The sequence below is a fragment of the Adlercreutzia sp. ZJ154 genome, assembly GCF_011039055.1.
Classification (GTDB): domain Bacteria; phylum Actinomycetota; class Coriobacteriia; order Coriobacteriales; family Eggerthellaceae; genus Adlercreutzia_A.
In genome coordinates, this window is record NZ_JAAKEF010000007.1 from 50718 (window position 1) to 66272 (window position 15555).

General features: G+C 48.9%; 13 protein-coding genes. All 13 read right to left on the reverse strand.

The genetic code is table 11. The features are described from left to right. Window positions 1-19 precede the first annotated feature (19 nt). The 13 genes from G7Y37_RS04510 to G7Y37_RS04570 all read right to left on the reverse strand — a co-directional run bounded on the left by G7Y37_RS04510 (window position 20) and on the right by G7Y37_RS04570 (window position 15549). A complete protein-coding gene (locus G7Y37_RS04510) occupies window positions 20-1264 on the reverse strand; it encodes a type II toxin-antitoxin system HipA family toxin (RefSeq protein ID WP_165062282.1) in 1245 nt (414 codons plus the stop codon). A 3-nt stretch (window positions 1265-1267) separates the two neighbouring features. Further along, window positions 1268-1567 (reverse strand): helix-turn-helix domain-containing protein, encoded by a 300-nt coding sequence (locus G7Y37_RS04515; protein WP_165062283.1) that lies wholly within the window; start codon window positions 1565-1567, stop codon window positions 1268-1270. A gap of 100 nt (window positions 1568-1667) precedes the next feature. Beyond that, window positions 1668-2771: a cell division protein FtsQ/DivIB gene (locus tag G7Y37_RS04520; protein ID WP_241156002.1), complete on the reverse strand. Its 1104-nt coding sequence runs from the start codon at window positions 2769-2771 to the stop codon at window positions 1668-1670. A gap of 58 nt (window positions 2772-2829) precedes the next feature. Further along, window positions 2830-3753, reverse strand: a complete 924-nt coding sequence (murB, locus tag G7Y37_RS04525; protein ID WP_241156003.1) for a UDP-N-acetylmuramate dehydrogenase — start codon at window positions 3751-3753, stop codon at window positions 2830-2832. Between the two features lie 3 nt (window positions 3754-3756). Next, entirely contained in the window at window positions 3757-5154 is a 1398-nt protein-coding gene (gene murC / locus G7Y37_RS04530) for a UDP-N-acetylmuramate--L-alanine ligase (protein ID WP_165062284.1), read from the reverse strand. An 81-nt stretch (window positions 5155-5235) separates the two neighbouring features. After that, window positions 5236-6336: an undecaprenyldiphospho-muramoylpentapeptide beta-N-acetylglucosaminyltransferase gene (gene murG, locus G7Y37_RS04535; RefSeq protein ID WP_241156004.1), complete on the reverse strand. Its 1101-nt coding sequence runs from the start codon at window positions 6334-6336 to the stop codon at window positions 5236-5238. Beyond that, complete coding sequence (locus G7Y37_RS04540) at window positions 6321-7568, reverse strand: FtsW/RodA/SpoVE family cell cycle protein (RefSeq protein ID WP_165062286.1); 1248 nt, start codon at window positions 7566-7568, stop codon at window positions 6321-6323. The genes murG and G7Y37_RS04540 overlap by 16 nt, the downstream gene beginning before the upstream one ends. 4 nt (window positions 7569-7572) lie before the next feature. Next, window positions 7573-9255 carry a UDP-N-acetylmuramoyl-L-alanine--D-glutamate ligase gene (gene murD, locus G7Y37_RS04545; protein WP_165062287.1) on the reverse strand — a complete coding sequence of 561 codons (1683 nt, stop codon included), beginning with the start codon at window positions 9253-9255 and terminating at the stop codon, window positions 7573-7575. Then, on the reverse strand, window positions 9255-10298 hold the full coding sequence (gene mraY / locus G7Y37_RS04550; RefSeq protein ID WP_165062288.1) for a phospho-N-acetylmuramoyl-pentapeptide-transferase: 1044 nt from the start codon (window positions 10296-10298) through the stop codon (window positions 9255-9257). The genes murD and mraY overlap by 1 nt, the downstream gene beginning before the upstream one ends. Beyond that, on the reverse strand, window positions 10298-11758 hold the full coding sequence (gene murF / locus G7Y37_RS04555) for a UDP-N-acetylmuramoyl-tripeptide--D-alanyl-D-alanine ligase (protein ID WP_241156005.1): 1461 nt from the start codon (window positions 11756-11758) through the stop codon (window positions 10298-10300). The genes mraY and murF overlap by 1 nt, the downstream gene beginning before the upstream one ends. 49 nt (window positions 11759-11807) lie before the next feature. After that, on the reverse strand, window positions 11808-13304 hold the full coding sequence (locus G7Y37_RS04560) for a UDP-N-acetylmuramoyl-L-alanyl-D-glutamate--2,6-diaminopimelate ligase (protein ID WP_241156006.1): 1497 nt from the start codon (window positions 13302-13304) through the stop codon (window positions 11808-11810). A gap of 6 nt (window positions 13305-13310) precedes the next feature. Continuing rightward, a complete protein-coding gene (locus G7Y37_RS04565; protein WP_165062290.1) occupies window positions 13311-15083 on the reverse strand; it encodes a penicillin-binding protein 2 in 1773 nt (590 codons plus the stop codon). Window positions 15084-15090: 7 nt separating this feature from the next. Continuing rightward, the gene (locus tag G7Y37_RS04570; protein WP_165062291.1) at window positions 15091-15549 is read right to left on the reverse strand and encodes a cell division protein FtsL; all 459 of its coding nucleotides are present in this window, start codon (window positions 15547-15549) and stop codon (window positions 15091-15093) included. Between the last annotated feature and the right edge of the window lie 6 nt (window positions 15550-15555).

A 15555-nucleotide genomic window follows, 5' to 3' on the forward strand; every position in this document is an offset into this window, starting at 1 on the left:
CCATTAAAGGCAGACAAGTCTACAACAAAGAGATGCCCCTTAAATCAGCCAGATGCTCTTGCATGATCGGAACGAAGCTTTTAATCTCGGAATCAGAACATCCATTCTTACGCGCAATAGACTTCCATTCAGATGCAGCCGACAGCACTTCCGACAAAATTGCCGTAGTTTTCTCGTTCTTAATACCCATATATTTTGCGAGTTCTATAGCGGCCTTAGCTCTTAGGTCGCCGCATTCTCCAAGAATTGACGTAGCACATCTGCTGTTTCCGTCTAAATTTGGATTTACATCAAACAATGGAGAAAACTGCCACTTATTTCCCACCCTAATAAAGCCATGATTTCTCATGTGATCATCCGTATTATTAAGAGCAATTGAAAGTAATATCCTGCGCAGTAATTCTTCGGAAGCAGTTGCTGGATCTCCAGCCCACAAAGATATAGCTTCGGCCAATTCACCATAATCGCAAATTTCACCATCATGGGCACCCAACAAAGTCATAGCGCTTATGTAAGCAATGCGCGCTCCATTCAACAAGGAATTGTATCTATCAAATCTCTCAAGCAGCAACACCGAACTTGACCCTATCGTAATAAGTTTATTCGCCGGAACTTCAGCGTGTGCCCGCTGAGCAATATCTAAAGCAGTTTTCTCCCAAGCCATTACATTCCACGAATCGGAGGGATGCGGGAATTTTGCAAGCAATAATTTTCCATCTTGTACTACGGAAGCTTTAGGACGTGCACCACCCAAAGACCCCGAACCAGCGCTCAACAATGTTTTTATTGCGGCATCAGATTCAGCATTTTTTGCCAAATCTCTACTTGCAGCAAGTAATTCGGGAAGCTGAATGATTTTCGGAATAGCCTTTGATTCCGAAAGAAAATCACCTCCATGTTCGCGAAACCGCAAATTCCCCTCGCGAGTTTCGTCAAAAACACCAACCAGATAATCTACGTCGCGCAATTTATGTGCAACATATCCAGCGTCTAACAATTTTCTGCGATGTTCTTTATCAATAAGATTCCGACCCCAGCGATCAGGCGCCGAATCGCTAAACGCTCCCGGCAGCCCATTGCAGTGATAAGTTGAACCAATTAAAGGAAACGCAGGATCTATCTCATATGCACGGGAATCAGAAAGATAATCGCTTGCATAAGCAAAAGTTGTAGTCAGCGTATTCCCACGCATGCTGAAATAAGCTCGCCCCGCATACACTGGAATGCTATCTATGTCGACATATACATCTAACTGGGAAAGCATATGTTATCCCCTTATGCGTTTTGGAAGTTCTTGATCGGCACGGGCGCGACCAAAATCCGTCTCGTACGGGTCTAGGGCCTCAATAAGCCGATCGGTTACGCTTATCACATTGCATATTCCGATAATCGTCTGAAATGAAACCGTCGGATCACCCTTTTCTACTGCCGCTATAGTAGCCCTAGATACACCAACTTTGTCAGCCATCTGCTGAATAGTTAGCCCACGCAGCTTACGCCATGTGCGCAAATTTTCCCCTATGTGTTGTGCCGCAAGGCGTGTTCGTGTGTTTAGTAAACGCTTCAAATTTGCATCCTACGGTTATTTATGTCAATTATTATTAGCATTATAGCGCTTTATGCTAATTATTTTCGACATAATAGCAATACAAATTTCCTCGCTGTCATTAATTCCCGTCGGGAGAGCGCCAAGTTGGACGATCTGCTACACGCACATTTATGTAAACAACCTTCGGATTCTTTTCCATAATCTCTAGACACACGCGCTCTTTGTCGCGAATGTTGTCGGCGGTGCCAAAAGCTATTTCCACGTTGCTTTTCAGAGTAAGCGTTGTAGATTCCACGTCCGACGCGCTAACCGACTTCACCTGATTAGCAAGATCGGTCGTAAGCCCAGTAATTATTTCAAGCGCATTGTTTACATTAGGGTCGGTGCATTCTTTACCCATCTCCGGTATAACGCCAACCTGCACACCGGTTATATGTATGGCTGAATCTGCATCTTCATAAATTTTCGGACTTATCTGCTGACCTATCTCAGAATCTTGATTCGGAATTGCCATTATCCATATGCCTTCAGGGCTAATTGCCCAATTTTGAATGGTCTGCGCCTGCCCCATAGGAATTTCCACTATTGCAGCAATATCGCGCTCGTTCACCACAATTGTCAGCGTAGAGGGGAATTCGCGTTTAACCTCTACGCTTTCCACCCACGAATCGCGCATGAGGCTAGCCTTTATGCTGTCTATATCCACATTTAGTAGCGTTGTGCCTTCCGGGACATTAACAAGCGCATTAGCCTCGGTGGAGGTTAGATGCTCTACGCCTTCGAATTTAACTTCCTCAACTAGGAATAAATCGGTACGCGAAGCAATAAAAACAGCCAGCATAAATGCAATGATTAGCGCAACAATAACCCCAATAATTATCAGCGGACGCCGCGTTGCCCGTGCTGCGCGTTGCATAGATTCTGCTCGGCGCTGGCGCCTTTCCTGATTTCGCGCCATTCTATTAATCTCAGATACAGTGCGCCCACCTTGCACGCTATAATTCCCAAGCCTACTTTCGGCTGCGGCGTTTCTGTTAGCGCGCGCACCGCCCGTTGCACGCGCACCGCCCGTCGTGCGTGCACCACCCGTCGTGCGGGCACCACCCGCTGCGCGTGCACCGCTCGCTGCGCGGACACCACCCGCCGTGCGTAAATCGCTTGTGCGCATGCTGCGAATATCGGGAACTCTTCTGCTTGCGCGCGCCGACCTGCTAGCCGACATGCTGCGGCTATCCACGCGGCGCGTTGCATTATTGCGAGTATTACTCGCGCGCCGCTGCCTAGCGGAACCCGAGGAACCGGACTTCTGTCGTGAGCTGTATGCCATACGACTCGAACACCCGTGCCTTTACAGTATCTATCAATTGGCGAACATCGGCAGCGCTAGCGCCACCTGTATTCACTATGAAGTTAGCATGCTTGTTACTTACTTGTGCGCCGCCGCACTTTGTACCTTTCAAACCTGCCTTATCTATCAACCTTGCCGCCGATTCTCCCGGCGGATTCCGAAATACACTTCCACAACTGGGAAGATCTAGCGGCTGCGATGCTTTGCGCCGCTTCAAGTTCGCCTCCATTTTCCCACGAATGAAAAACGGATCAGCACCTTCTAGCGCAAGTTCGCACTCTAAGATTACATCATCTAAGGCAAAAGACGTGGCGCGATAGCCCCATTTCACATCGCTTGCCTGCAGCTTGCGCATACCTACACCCGGCGTATATACCGTAACACTAACAACCCGACTGCCAATATATTCATCAGCCGAACCTGCATTCATGCGAAGTGCGCCGCCTAAATTCCCGGGCGTTCCAACAGCGAACTCCAACCCGGCAAGCGATCTTTTAAACGCCTCTTGCACAACAGCAGACAACAAAACACCCGCGCCCGCCGATATGCTAAGTCCATCTTCCTGTACACGAAAAGCTCGAAAATCGCGTCCAAGAGTAACCACAACACCATCAAAACCACTATCAGCCACAAGCAAGTTAGACCCGCGCCCAACCATTGCCCACGACATGCGCTGGTTCGCGCAAGCATCTAGCAAGCCGGTCAGCGCCGAAAGCGAATCGGCACGCACAAACCAACGGGCTGGTCCGCCTATACGATACGTAGTATGTGCGCTCATAGGTTCAGCCAGCATAACCTCGCCGTCGAAAGCGGGGTTCATTAGCAGCGCCTCGAGCGGAGTCGCATGTGCTGCCAAAAGCTACTCCTTCGCCAATTCCGCCAGAATTAATGGACCAATTTCCGTAACATCGCCAGCACCCATCGTTATTATCAAATCGCCCGGGTTCGCAAGTTTAGCCATAGCAGAAGCTGCATCTATACGCCTATGAATATAATTAGCCTGCGGATGACCCTCATGTTGAAGCACAACATTCAAAAATGTTTTACCTGTAATTCCGGGCACCGGTGCCTCGCCCGCTGAAAACACATCCATAAATGTAACCGTATCGGCATCGTCGAACGCTTCGCCAAATTCATCTTTCAGCACTTCGGTAAACAACGGAGCACGCGAATACCTATGTGGCTGAAATAGCACATGAACACGTGCAAATCCCAACTCTTTAGCCGCACGCACCGTAGCGGCTATTTCAGTGGGATGATGCGCGTAATCGTCTACCACGGTAACGTCACCAGTCTTGCCAACCAAATCGAACCGACGGCGCACACCTGCAAAATCAGCCAAAGCGAGCGCTGCTGCAGCAACATCCATTCCCAAAGCATCTAGCAATGTAAGCACAGCCGCACCGTTTAGCACATTATGCTTTCCGGGGTTTTGCTTAATGCGGCTTTGCACAACCACACCACTTAGCAGTTGCAGCTTAAACTCCATGCCAACGCCTTCTGGCATACATTCAAGTATTCGCGCATCGCACGCATCACCAAAACCGTAAGTTATAACCTTACCTGCACTTTTGTGCGCCGTATCTACCAACTTAGCATCTTCACCACATACAACTATGGGCGCACCGTCGGGCACAGTGTTCATAAACTGGCTGAACTGATAATAGATTTCGCCCACATTTGCATAGTGGTCTAAATGATCGGGCTCTATATTAGTAACTATAGCCGCCATCGGGTCAAGCCATGTGAACGACTTATCAGACTCATCAGCCTCTACCACGTAAAATTCCCCGCGCCCACTATGGGCATTCGTGCCATATTGGCGAACCGTACCACCAATAAGAAACGTAGGGTCTTTCCCCATGGAATCTAGCACGCTAGCCAACATAGAAGATGTGGTTGTTTTCCCGTGGGTACCAGCCACCGCAAGCGTTTCCAACCCACGCCCAAGTGCAGCAAGCATCTGCGCTCTGTGAACAATATGCATGTTACGGCGCTTTGCCTCTTGCAATTCTGGGTTATTCGGCAAAATAGCCGTAGAAACTACAACTGTTGCATCCGCCTCGGGTAAGTTCTTGGCATCGTGCCCAATAAAAACCTGCACGCCTTCGTCTTGCAAACGCTTAGTATAGCGGCTGGCTTTCATATCGGACCCGCTAACCTTAAAGCCCTGAGCCACAGCTACACTAGCTATACCGCTCATGCCAACTCCGCCTATACCGATAAAATGCAGGGTGTCAGAGATAGTGTGCGGCATTTTAATACTTCCTTTTGCGTTTGCTCTACATTTGCGAACCTTTATTTTACCGTGATGCGCTTATGTTTGCAGCCACACAATTTAGTTTGCCACATCTATCACAATATCAGCCAGTTTATGTGACGCATCGGCTGTTTCAAGCGCAGCCGCCGCCTGCTGCATACGCTGCCGCTTGCCAGCATTGTCCACCAATTCAAGCACCGTATCGGCAAATTCAGGCGTATCCAATTTATCGTCTGGCACTAATTCGGCTGCACCAGCAGCTACATATCCTGCAGCATTTTTCGTCTGATGATCTTCTGCAGCATAGGGAAAAGGCACCAAAATCGCCGGAATGCAACGCGCAGAAATTTCCGCTAACGACGTAGCGCCAGCTCTGCTAACCACACAATCGGCGGCAGCAAGCGTTTGCGCCATCTTGTCCTGATAGCCCATCACATGCCAGCGCTTCGCTTCGCCTTCGCTAAGCGACAGATCGGCTTGCACCTGTTCTAGTTCTTTTTGCCCCGTAATGTGCACAATATGAAGATTGCTGCGTTGAAGAAGTTCATCTTTCATAGCCACAATGGCATGATTAATATGCCTAGCCCCTAAGCTACCACCAAACACAAGCAGCACAAGCGCATCGTCGGCAATGCCATACATTGCACGCCCCTCTTCGCGAGTTGCGCTAAGCACGCTAGCGCGCACGGGATTCCCCGTAATATATGTGCGCGAAGGATCGGCATTATTACCAATGGTGTCTTCATATGTTAAACAAACCGCAGCAGCACGCTTTGAAAGATACTTATTAGCCATACCCATAACAGAATTCTGTTCGTGCAAAACAACAGGAACGCTCATCTGCTCTGCCGCCCTAGACACCGGAATGCAGGCATAGCCCCCAAAACCTACCACAGCATTGGGTTTCAATTGCGAAAACCATGCCTTAGCCTGCTTTGTACTTTTCACAATGCGGCGCACCCCTGTAACAATTGATGCCGGATGCGAACGGCGAAAGCCACTAGCATCAAAAGCTTTATATGGCAAACCCGCCGCTACAGCTAAACGAGATTCCAATCCATTTGGAGTACCGGCAAAATACACTTCTAATCCGCGCTCTTCTAAGACTTCAGCAAGCGCCAGAGCAGGATTAATGTGACCGGCTGTGCCACCGCCTGAAAGCACTATCTTCTTCGCCACTGATCGCTCCTTCCGCCTCTGTCTTGCCATTGTGCGCCGCCACCGGCACCTCCGCGATGCACCCTAAATTCTTGACGCACCCGCTCATGCGAATCTGGCATTTCCGATGCACGCTCTACCGATAGAATCAGCCCCACCATCAGAAGCGACGCAACAATAGATGTACCACCCGACGATATGAACGGCAACGGTTTTCCCGTAGTCGGAAAAACACCAATGGTGCAGCCGATATTCAAAAACGCCTGAAATACCAGCATAATTGCAAACCCACCTGCAATCATAGCGCCCAATTCGTCAGGTGCACCCTCGGATATTTTCAAACCCGCATACAGTACCAGTAAAAACAGCGTTACAACAACTAGCGCACCTACAAGCCCTGTCTCTTCACCAATAACCGCAAAAATAAAGTCGCTTTCAGACGCAAACAAATAGTCGAACTTTTCGTGCGAATTGCCAATACCTACACCAAACAAACCGCCTTCGGAAAGCGCGTAATACGACCTGATAATGTTGTATCCGGTACCGTATCCATTCTGCCCGTCACCCCAAGGGTCAAGATACACCAAACGCCCGCTGCGAAAGCCCGTGCCAAAAATGGCGTAAGCTGCCGCTATAAACAGCAACGCGCCAATGCCTAAAAGCCATTTGCCCGATATGCCGCCAATCCACATAACGGCGAAAATACCTACAACACAAATAAGGGTGGTACCTAGGTCAGACTGAGTAAGATACAGAAAAACTACCGGCAGCAATATAAGCAGCAGAGCCTGCACAATGGCTGCGCGCACCTCTATATTGCCTTGACGCATATCGTTCATAATACGAATCGCCATTAGCAGCAACGCTATTTTTATAAGCTCGGAAGGCTGCATGCCTAAAGGTCCAATGTAGAGCCAGCGCTTAGCACCGTTAACCTCTGTTCCGGCAATCCATGTAAGGAACAGCAGCACTATGCCAACGCCCCACACTATCCATGTAAAAGACCCCGCCCATGCACCATAAGGAATAACGCGCCATATAACAATTGCAGCCACTATTCCAATAACAGCAAATGCCGCCTGATTGCCCACATCAGAAAATGGCGACTTCCCAGCGCCCGCCAGTACAACGGAAGTCGTAGAGTAAACCATGAGTAGCCCAATGGCCACAAGACAAAGCACTGCCACAATAAGCAAAGTGCGCGCCGTACTCATGCCATGAGCGTGTGAACTGCGATTTTTATCGCGCGCCATGCGCCTATTCTCCACAAACGCTTCGCGCGCGCTCTACCAAATCCTTAAAAGCGTCTCCGCGCTCTTCAAAACAACTGAACTCATCAAATGACGCACACGCCGGAGAAAGAAGAACAATATCGCCCGCATCGGCTATATCCAACGCCATATTGAACGCATCAGCCATACCTACTGCTCTGTGCACATCAATAGAGTCTATGTTCGCGAATGCCTCCGCGAATCTCTCAGCCGATTCCCCGTAATTAATGACAGCCTTAGCATGAGCAGCACAAGATTCCACCAAATCGGAAAGGTCGGTGCCTTTATCGCGCCCGCCAAGTAGCATTATTGGCTTCTCGGGCAAAAACGCCGCAACAGCCTTTAAGGTAGCATCGGTATTAGTAGCTTTCGAATCGTTATAGAACCGCACGCCGCGAACAGTACCGACAGGCTCTATTCGATGCGGAAGCGGCGCAAAAGAAGTAAGCGCACCCGCCACACATTCTGCATTAGCCCCAGCAGCAATAGCAGCCGAAGCTGCCGCTAGCGCATTTTCCACATTATGGGCACCGGAAAGCTGCAAGTCGGCAGTATTACAAAGCGCATGTTCTTCACCACGCAAAGCCACACACATCGTGCCATCGGGCAAAACAAAAGCGGCGTTGCGCGACCCGCACGCCTGTCGCATATCGAAATTGATGCCCTTAGCAGTACCAAGCGGAATGTAGTCAAACCCACGCGTGCTATCTACTTTAAGTTGTCGAATTTTTGCACGCACTTCGTCATCGGCTGCATTCAGCACCGCAACGCCATCTGCCACATTCGCTAAATTAGCCAGCACTTTCCACTTAGCATCTGCATAGTTCTCATGCGATCTGTGCCAAGCCAAATGGTCGGGCGTAATATTCAGTACCACAGCCACATCGGGCGCAAACGCAAAAGTAGAAGCCAGCTGATAAGACGAAACCTCAGCAACATAATAAGTAGTTGAAGCGAAGGGGGGAGTGGTCTTAAGCGCAGTTCCGCACGACGCAAAAGCACCAGTGGTGCTTTTGCCAAAGTCAGGACTGTTTGAGCAGAAGACTTCTCCCCCCTTCGCTTCAACGGACATTAAAGAAGCCTCGGATGAGCGGAATGAACGCTGCGCAGCTTCTGAACGCAGCTTGTCCGAGGCTTCTTCAGCTACCTGAGCAGTCTCGGTATTCATTGGGAAGGATTCGGATGAGCGAAGTGAAGGCTGCGCAGCTTCTGAACGCAGCTTATCCGAAGCCTCCCCAACAGCAGTTATGCACGCATCCCCAATATTCCCAACGCAGCGCACATTGTATCCGCATTCACGCATTATATGCGCAACAAGTGCAGTTGTCGTAGTTTTACCATTTGTGCCGGTTATCGCTACCCATTTTGAATTGGCAGCGCTTTCACGCCAAGCGAATTCTACCTCGCTTATAATTTCCGAACTTGCCGCCTTTGCCGCATTGTACATGTTGCTAAACTGCGATATCCCGGGGCTTGCTATGCACAAATCGAATTCGCCATCTATTGGCTGCTCGTCGTTTTCAATAACGGTTAGCTTGCGAACGCGACTACCTACCAAAGGCTTCAAGTAATTTAAGCATGCTTTTCCGGTAACACCCAACCCAAGTATAGCCACATGCCCTAGATCTGCATAAGCCATCTTGCGGTGTTCTAGCAATAAGCCCGCCATTATGCCACCAACGATTCCGCGAAGTAAAGCACAAATCCGCATATAGCGAACGTGCCCGATATGATCCAGAAGCGAACAACCACCTTCGTTTCACTCCATCCTTTTTTCTCAAAATGGTGATGAAGCGGAGCCATAAGGAATGCACGCCTTCCTGTACGACGAAAATGCCATACCTGAATGATGACCGATAGCGCCTCGCACACAAACAAGCCACCAATTATTATTACAACGAATTCGGTCTTTGTTACAACCGCCAAACAGCCCAGCGCCATGCCCAGCGCAAGCGAGCCCGTATCGCCCATAAAAATATCTGCCGGGTGGCTGTTAAACCAAAGGAATCCTACACATGTGCCCGCTACTGCCGCAGCAAAAATAGAAGGTTCCAGCATGTTTTCTCGGTAAGCAATAGCAGCCATTACCAGCATTACTATCATAACTGTACCAGCAGCTAAACCGTCTAGCCCATCTGTCAAATTTACGGCATTGCACATGCCAACAAGCAGGATAAGACAGAATAAAAGGTAGAGCCAAGGTATTTGCAGCTGCCCATCGCCCATAGGGATAGTGGTGGTCAAAATCCCCAGATCGAAAGTGTATATAAACGGAATTTCCACAGTAGGCGGTATGCCCAAAAGATTCACAGCGCAAAGCACAAATATTGCAGCTATGACGAATTGACCGACAAGTTTTGCAGCAGGAGTAAGCCCAAGTGAGCGGGCGTGCGCCACCTTCGACACATCATCTATTAAACCTAAAACACCAGTAAGCACTACTGCGCCCAATAAAAGATACGTTTCCAAATCGGGCAAGCCCACCAATAAAATAGTTAGCGCTACAGCTATAAGCATTATTACGCCGCCCATAGTAGGCGTTCCCTGTTTAACTAAATGAGTCTGTGGTCCATCATCGCGAACTTGTTGCCCAATGTGACCTCGCCTTAGAAAGCGTATAAACGCAGGCATGAAAAGTATTGTTAACACCATGCCAAATACGGTGCCAAGAAATACTAGAAAAGTAGGATATGCAGCAAAAAAAGAAAACATTAACTTATCAGCCCCTCAACCAAACGGTCGAGCCCCATGAAATGCGACGCTTTTACAAGTACCGCGTCGTCAGCGCAAAGAGTCTCTTCTAACTCTCCTAAAACTTCGCCAATTCCTTCAGCAACAACAATGCGCTCATTTGGCAATCCTGCCTCACGCGCCCCTTCAGCAATGTAGCGGCTAAGCTCACCCACACATATAAGCGCATCTATTGGCTGTGCTGCCACATATCCACCAACGCGCATGTGGCATTCCTGAGCAAAATCGCCCAACTCACCCATATCACCCAAAACAGCAAATCTGCGCCCCGATATATCCATCGCTCCGAAAGCACGCAGCGACGCACACATAGAATCGGGGTTCGCGTTGTATGCATCGTTTATAACAATAAAGCCATCGCGCCCTTTACACACCTGCGCCCTACCCGGCTCTGGAAGAGACTCGGCTAGTGCCTGCGCTACTGTCTGCAAAGTCATTCCCATGGAACGCCCCACAGCAGCAGCTGCGCAGGCATTCGACACGTTATGCAACCCCATAAGGCTTAAGTGACATGAAGCGCGTTCAACATCGGGTGCCATTGTAAACAACGTCGGCTGGCGCGGGTCTTCATCAGAATCTGCAAAACCACTAGCGCAAAGCGTAAATTCTGCCGACCCTTGCGCATCTAAGCGAACATCCTCAGCCCAAACGCGCGGTCCTGCCGGCAGCGTATCGGCTTCACGCGCATCATCGTAGCCATTAAAAGCAACACAGGTTATGTTATTGCGCTCAAGCTTAGAACGCTCAACCATAACGGCGGCATATTCATCATCGGCATTAATAAAAGCTCTTCCAACACCTTGCGGAAGTGCTGAAAATAGTTCCGCCTTGGCAAATGCAATAGCCTCGCGGCTTCCAAGCAACTCTATATGCGATTCACCACAATTTGTAACAAGCCCCCAATCGGGTCGCGCCACTTCGCACAACTGTGTTATCTGCCCAGCACCACGCATCCCCATTTCCACTATTACAACTTGCGTTTCGGGCTGCGCATTCAGAATTGTTTTTGGCACACCTAATTCGTTATTCTGATTCGCCTCGGTTGCCACAACGGAAAAGCGCGCTGCACACACATCGCGAGTAAGATTCTTGGTGGTGGTTTTTCCGGTAGACCCGGTAAGACCAACAATTTTTCCTTTCAGGTGCCGTCGCCATTCACTAGCCAGATCGGTTATAGCATGGAATGTATTAGGCACTTGTATTATTGCCACACCAAGTTCGCGCGCCAGCGTGCATGCCCTAGCATCGGGCGCTTCGCTTACAAGCGCGCCAATAGCACCCGTGCGCAACGCCGGCTCTACAAATTGATGCCCATCAACATGCTCACCGGGCAATGCAACGTAAAGCCAACCGGGCTCTACATCGCGCGAATCCCACGTAATGCCCGTTAAAAGAGCACTTCCGTCTATCGGTTCTATCAAAAAATCCCCGCCAGTATACAGGGCAATCTGTTTTGCGTTTAAGCGCATTTTAACTCCTGTGCGCCCTTATCTTTAGCGCTTTTGCTGCCGTCTCACAATCGTCGAAATGAATCTTTTCATCTCCGATAATCTGATAATTCTCATGTCCCTTGCCAGCCACTAAAACAACATCTCCGGAACTGGCTGCATCTATAGCCAACTGTATAGCACGAGCCCTGTCGGGCTCTACGCTAAATTTCTCTTTTTCTGAATTCATACCAGCCACAATGTCGCAAATTATTGCTTCAGGATTTTCACTTCTAGGATTGTCGCTAGTAACTATTGCGAAATCGGCGGCTAGCGCCGCTTTGCCCATTATGGGACGCTTCGCGCTGTCTCTGTCTCCACCACAACCAAATACTACTATGGTGCGACCCGCGCCCGCAATTTGCTTCACAGAAGCTATTGCCTTTTCAAGTGCATCCGGAGTATGCGCGTAATCAACCACAACAGACACACCCGAAGAACTGCTACCCTCAACCAGCTGCATTCGCCCGGGAACAGGAGACGCGCTAGTTAGCGCCTCTATAGCGTCTTGTGCCGAAATTCCCAGCTGAACAGCTATGCCTAAGGCACAAGCCGCATTCTCTACATTAAAACGCCCAACCAAAGGATACGTTACCGTAAAGTCTTCTCCGCATATATTAAATGTAGCGGTTGTACTTATTGCGCCATATTCAACATTGCGCCATGCTATATCAAAGCTGCCCGCCTCGTCGGCACCATAAGTAAGAACTTTATCTCCCGCATCTAAGCAGCGCTGTATTAGCTTAGCACCCCACTTATCCTGCCCATTTATAACACGAGCCGCAGGATAGGCGGAACTAAACAGCAAAGCCTTTGCCTCGAAATACGCATCAAACGTTTTATGGTAATCAAGGTGATCTTGCGTCAAATTCGTAAACGCACTAACGGCAAACTTGGTGCCCCATGTACGTTCAAGATCTAACGCATGGGAACTAACCTCCATCGCAGCACACGTTACACCCGCATTTCGCATATCGGCGAACATGCCCTGCAAATCGGGCGATTCAGGAGTTGTGCGCTCACTTTCTACGCGCTTGCCATCTATCTGAATGCCCACAGTGCCTATCACACCTGTTTTGTGCCCCATTTGTCGCATTATGTGCTCTACCAAATAAGTGGTAGTGGTCTTGCCATTCGTGCCAGTTACACCAACCAAATTGAAACTTTCACTTGGCCAGTCGTAGAAAGCGCACGATGCTTCAGCCATGGCGCGCCGCGAATCGGACACAATCACTTCGGTTACATCTGTTGCGTCGGCTAGGTAAACCTTGCGTTCAGCCACAATAACGCTAGCACCGCGGTCTATGGCATCTTGAGCAAACGTGTGTCCATCCACACTAAGACCCACTATGCAAAAAAACGCATCTCCCGGCGCTACGCAATCGCTTCTATAGGCTAGACCCCCTACCTCAGCCGATTCGTCCCCAATTACAGTACAGGGAACATGTTTAAAAAGTTCAGCACATGTTTTCTTAATCATGCCAACTCAATTCGGAACTATATTATATTGTTCGATAGCACTCGTCATTATATCCTTAAATCCCTCCGCTACATTGCCTTCGTAAATAACGTCATTTACACCAACGTAGCAAACTAGATTACTATTAGAATTGTCAATGAATCCCACAAAAGCTAGATTGTATCTGTCTTCTGCGTATCCGCCGTTTTCGGCAATTTCGGCAGTAGACGTTTTGCCCACTGTACAGAATCCGTCGATATTAGCCTTTTTTCCAGTACCGTCGGTAACAACACCGCGCAGCATTTCATTTACATCTTCAATAGCTTGGTCGTTGTCAATTACTTTTTCGGAATCGTATTGAATCCATTCGCCTGTTTGCGGCTTCATAAGAAGAAAATGCGGCTGAACTAATGTACCGCCCGTTGCCAATACTCCATAAAAGCGAGTCATTTGCAAGGGAGTTACAGTAATACCCTGACCAAAACTAATATTGTATCCAGTAATTTTTGCCCACTCGTTAAATTTGGGCATACTGCCTTGCGCCTCGCCCGGGTAATCCACGCCCGTTTTTTCAGAGAGCTTGCAAGTGTTTATCATGTTGTAAAGATTTTCGAACCCAGCTTTTTCAGTAGCAAGCGAAATGCCCACATTTGAAGACTTACTTATTATGTCGCGCAGCGAATATATTACATCTGGACGCCATTTAGCATCAGTTATGACGTATTCGTCAGCATGCAGTTCGCGCGGGGCAAATATTGTATCGTCTACCCCCATAGCATCAGCATCGCGCACAGTCAGCGCCGACACCGATTTGAAAGACGAACCCGGCTCTATTGGCTGCGTAACAGCCAACAAATTATCGGAACCTATGAGAGATTCGCTAAGATTTGTAGGGTCTAAATATGGATACGAACAAATGGCATATATTTCGCCTGTATCGGCATCCATAACAACCGACGAACCATGCTCACTATCGTAGGTTGTCACCTGTTTACTAAGCGCAGCTTCCATAGTATCTTGCAGGCGTATATCTAAGGAAACCATTATGTCTTCACCATCTATTGCGGGGCTGTCTTCATGCACGCCACCGGGAATAGGTGTTCCCTTAACGCCGCGTTCACCAGAATATTTGCCGGGTGTACCGCGAAGAATTTCGTCATATTGCAACTCTAAGCCACTTATGCCATTACCGTCTACATCGCAAACACCTATTACCTGACCCCCCGTAGCGCCATGCGGATATTCGCGCCTGCTGTCGGAAATGAAATAAATGCCATCAAGCTCTAATGATTTCAGTTCTTCCGCCTTGTCAACATCGGCTTGACGCTTCACATAAACAAAAGAAGTAGAATCTTTAGATAGCAGCTTTTCGTAGTCTTCCGCATTGCCTTCAAGTATGCGCTGAATTTGCTCAGATTCCCACTTCGCATCTGTAACCTCTGTTGGATTGCAATATATTGTGGTGGCATCAACACTGGTTGCTAAAATTTCGCCATTGCGATCGTATATCGTGCCACGACGCGCCGATATTTCGAAGTTGATGGTGCGTGATTCTTCTGCCTGAGCGCTGTATTCGCCAGCAACTATTACCTGAAGAAACACAAGGCGCAGAAAAAATACAGCCGCAATTATTGCGAAGAAAATGAACACATAGTGAGTAGAGCGCAGAGCACCCGCATTCAAGATGTCGTCTGAGCGCAAACGCTGGCGGATATTTTGAGCAAAAGAAGCATCGGTGAAGCGAGCGCGTTGTTTGCCTCTGCCTCTGCCGTTTCCTTTTTTTCGAGAATTACCCGTCATATTGTCCTTATTGCGCCGCCGCAGCCATACTGCCAGAAAGCGACAGATTACCCGCATCGTCTGTTACAACTATATCGTCAGAAAGATCTATATAAGTAGTTTGCGCGGGCGATAGCATTCCTATATTGTGCGCTTCTGTCTTTATGCGACCCGGATTAGACAGCGTGCTTTTCTCAAGTTCTAGCGCATTGCCCTCTGTTCGCGCTGCGTCTATATCGCGGGAAAGCTGACGGTATTCCAAAGCTGTGCTTATGGTCATGGAATCAAAGGTGACACGAACTGCACCCACCAGCGCAAATGCGGCTACAACTATAGCAAGCACGCGCACGGCTTTGGCAACTAGACTAGATACAGCTTGTGTTTCTTGCTCAGGTGCGCCGCCCGGCACGACCTCAAACAAAAAGTCTGGCTGATCTTCGTAGTATCGTGCCGAAGTGCCGTAGTTGTAATCCATATAAGCGCTCACGCTTAC

Excerpts from the sequence above, each read along its gene's own strand:
- G7Y37_RS04510 (WP_165062282.1), bottom strand. The coding sequence starts at position 1,264 with ATGCTTTCCCAGTTAGATGTATATGTCGACATAGATAGCATTCCAGTG.
- G7Y37_RS04520 (WP_241156002.1), bottom strand. The coding sequence starts at position 2,771 with ATGTCGGCTAGCAGGTCGGCGCGCGCAAGCAGAAGAGTTCCCGATATT.
- murC (WP_165062284.1), bottom strand. The coding sequence starts at position 5,154 with ATGCCGCACACTATCTCTGACACCCTGCATTTTATCGGTATAGGCGGA.
- G7Y37_RS04540 (WP_165062286.1), bottom strand. The coding sequence starts at position 7,568 with ATGGCGCGCGATAAAAATCGCAGTTCACACGCTCATGGCATGAGTACG.
- murD (WP_165062287.1), bottom strand. The coding sequence starts at position 9,255 with ATGGCGGGCTTATTGCTAGAACACCGCAAGATGGCTTATGCAGATCTA.
- mraY (WP_165062288.1), bottom strand. The coding sequence starts at position 10,298 with ATGTTTTCTTTTTTTGCTGCATATCCTACTTTTCTAGTATTTCTTGGC.
- G7Y37_RS04560 (WP_241156006.1), bottom strand. The coding sequence starts at position 13,304 with ATGATTAAGAAAACATGTGCTGAACTTTTTAAACATGTTCCCTGTACT.
- G7Y37_RS04565 (WP_165062290.1), bottom strand. The coding sequence starts at position 15,083 with ATGACGGGTAATTCTCGAAAAAAAGGAAACGGCAGAGGCAGAGGCAAA.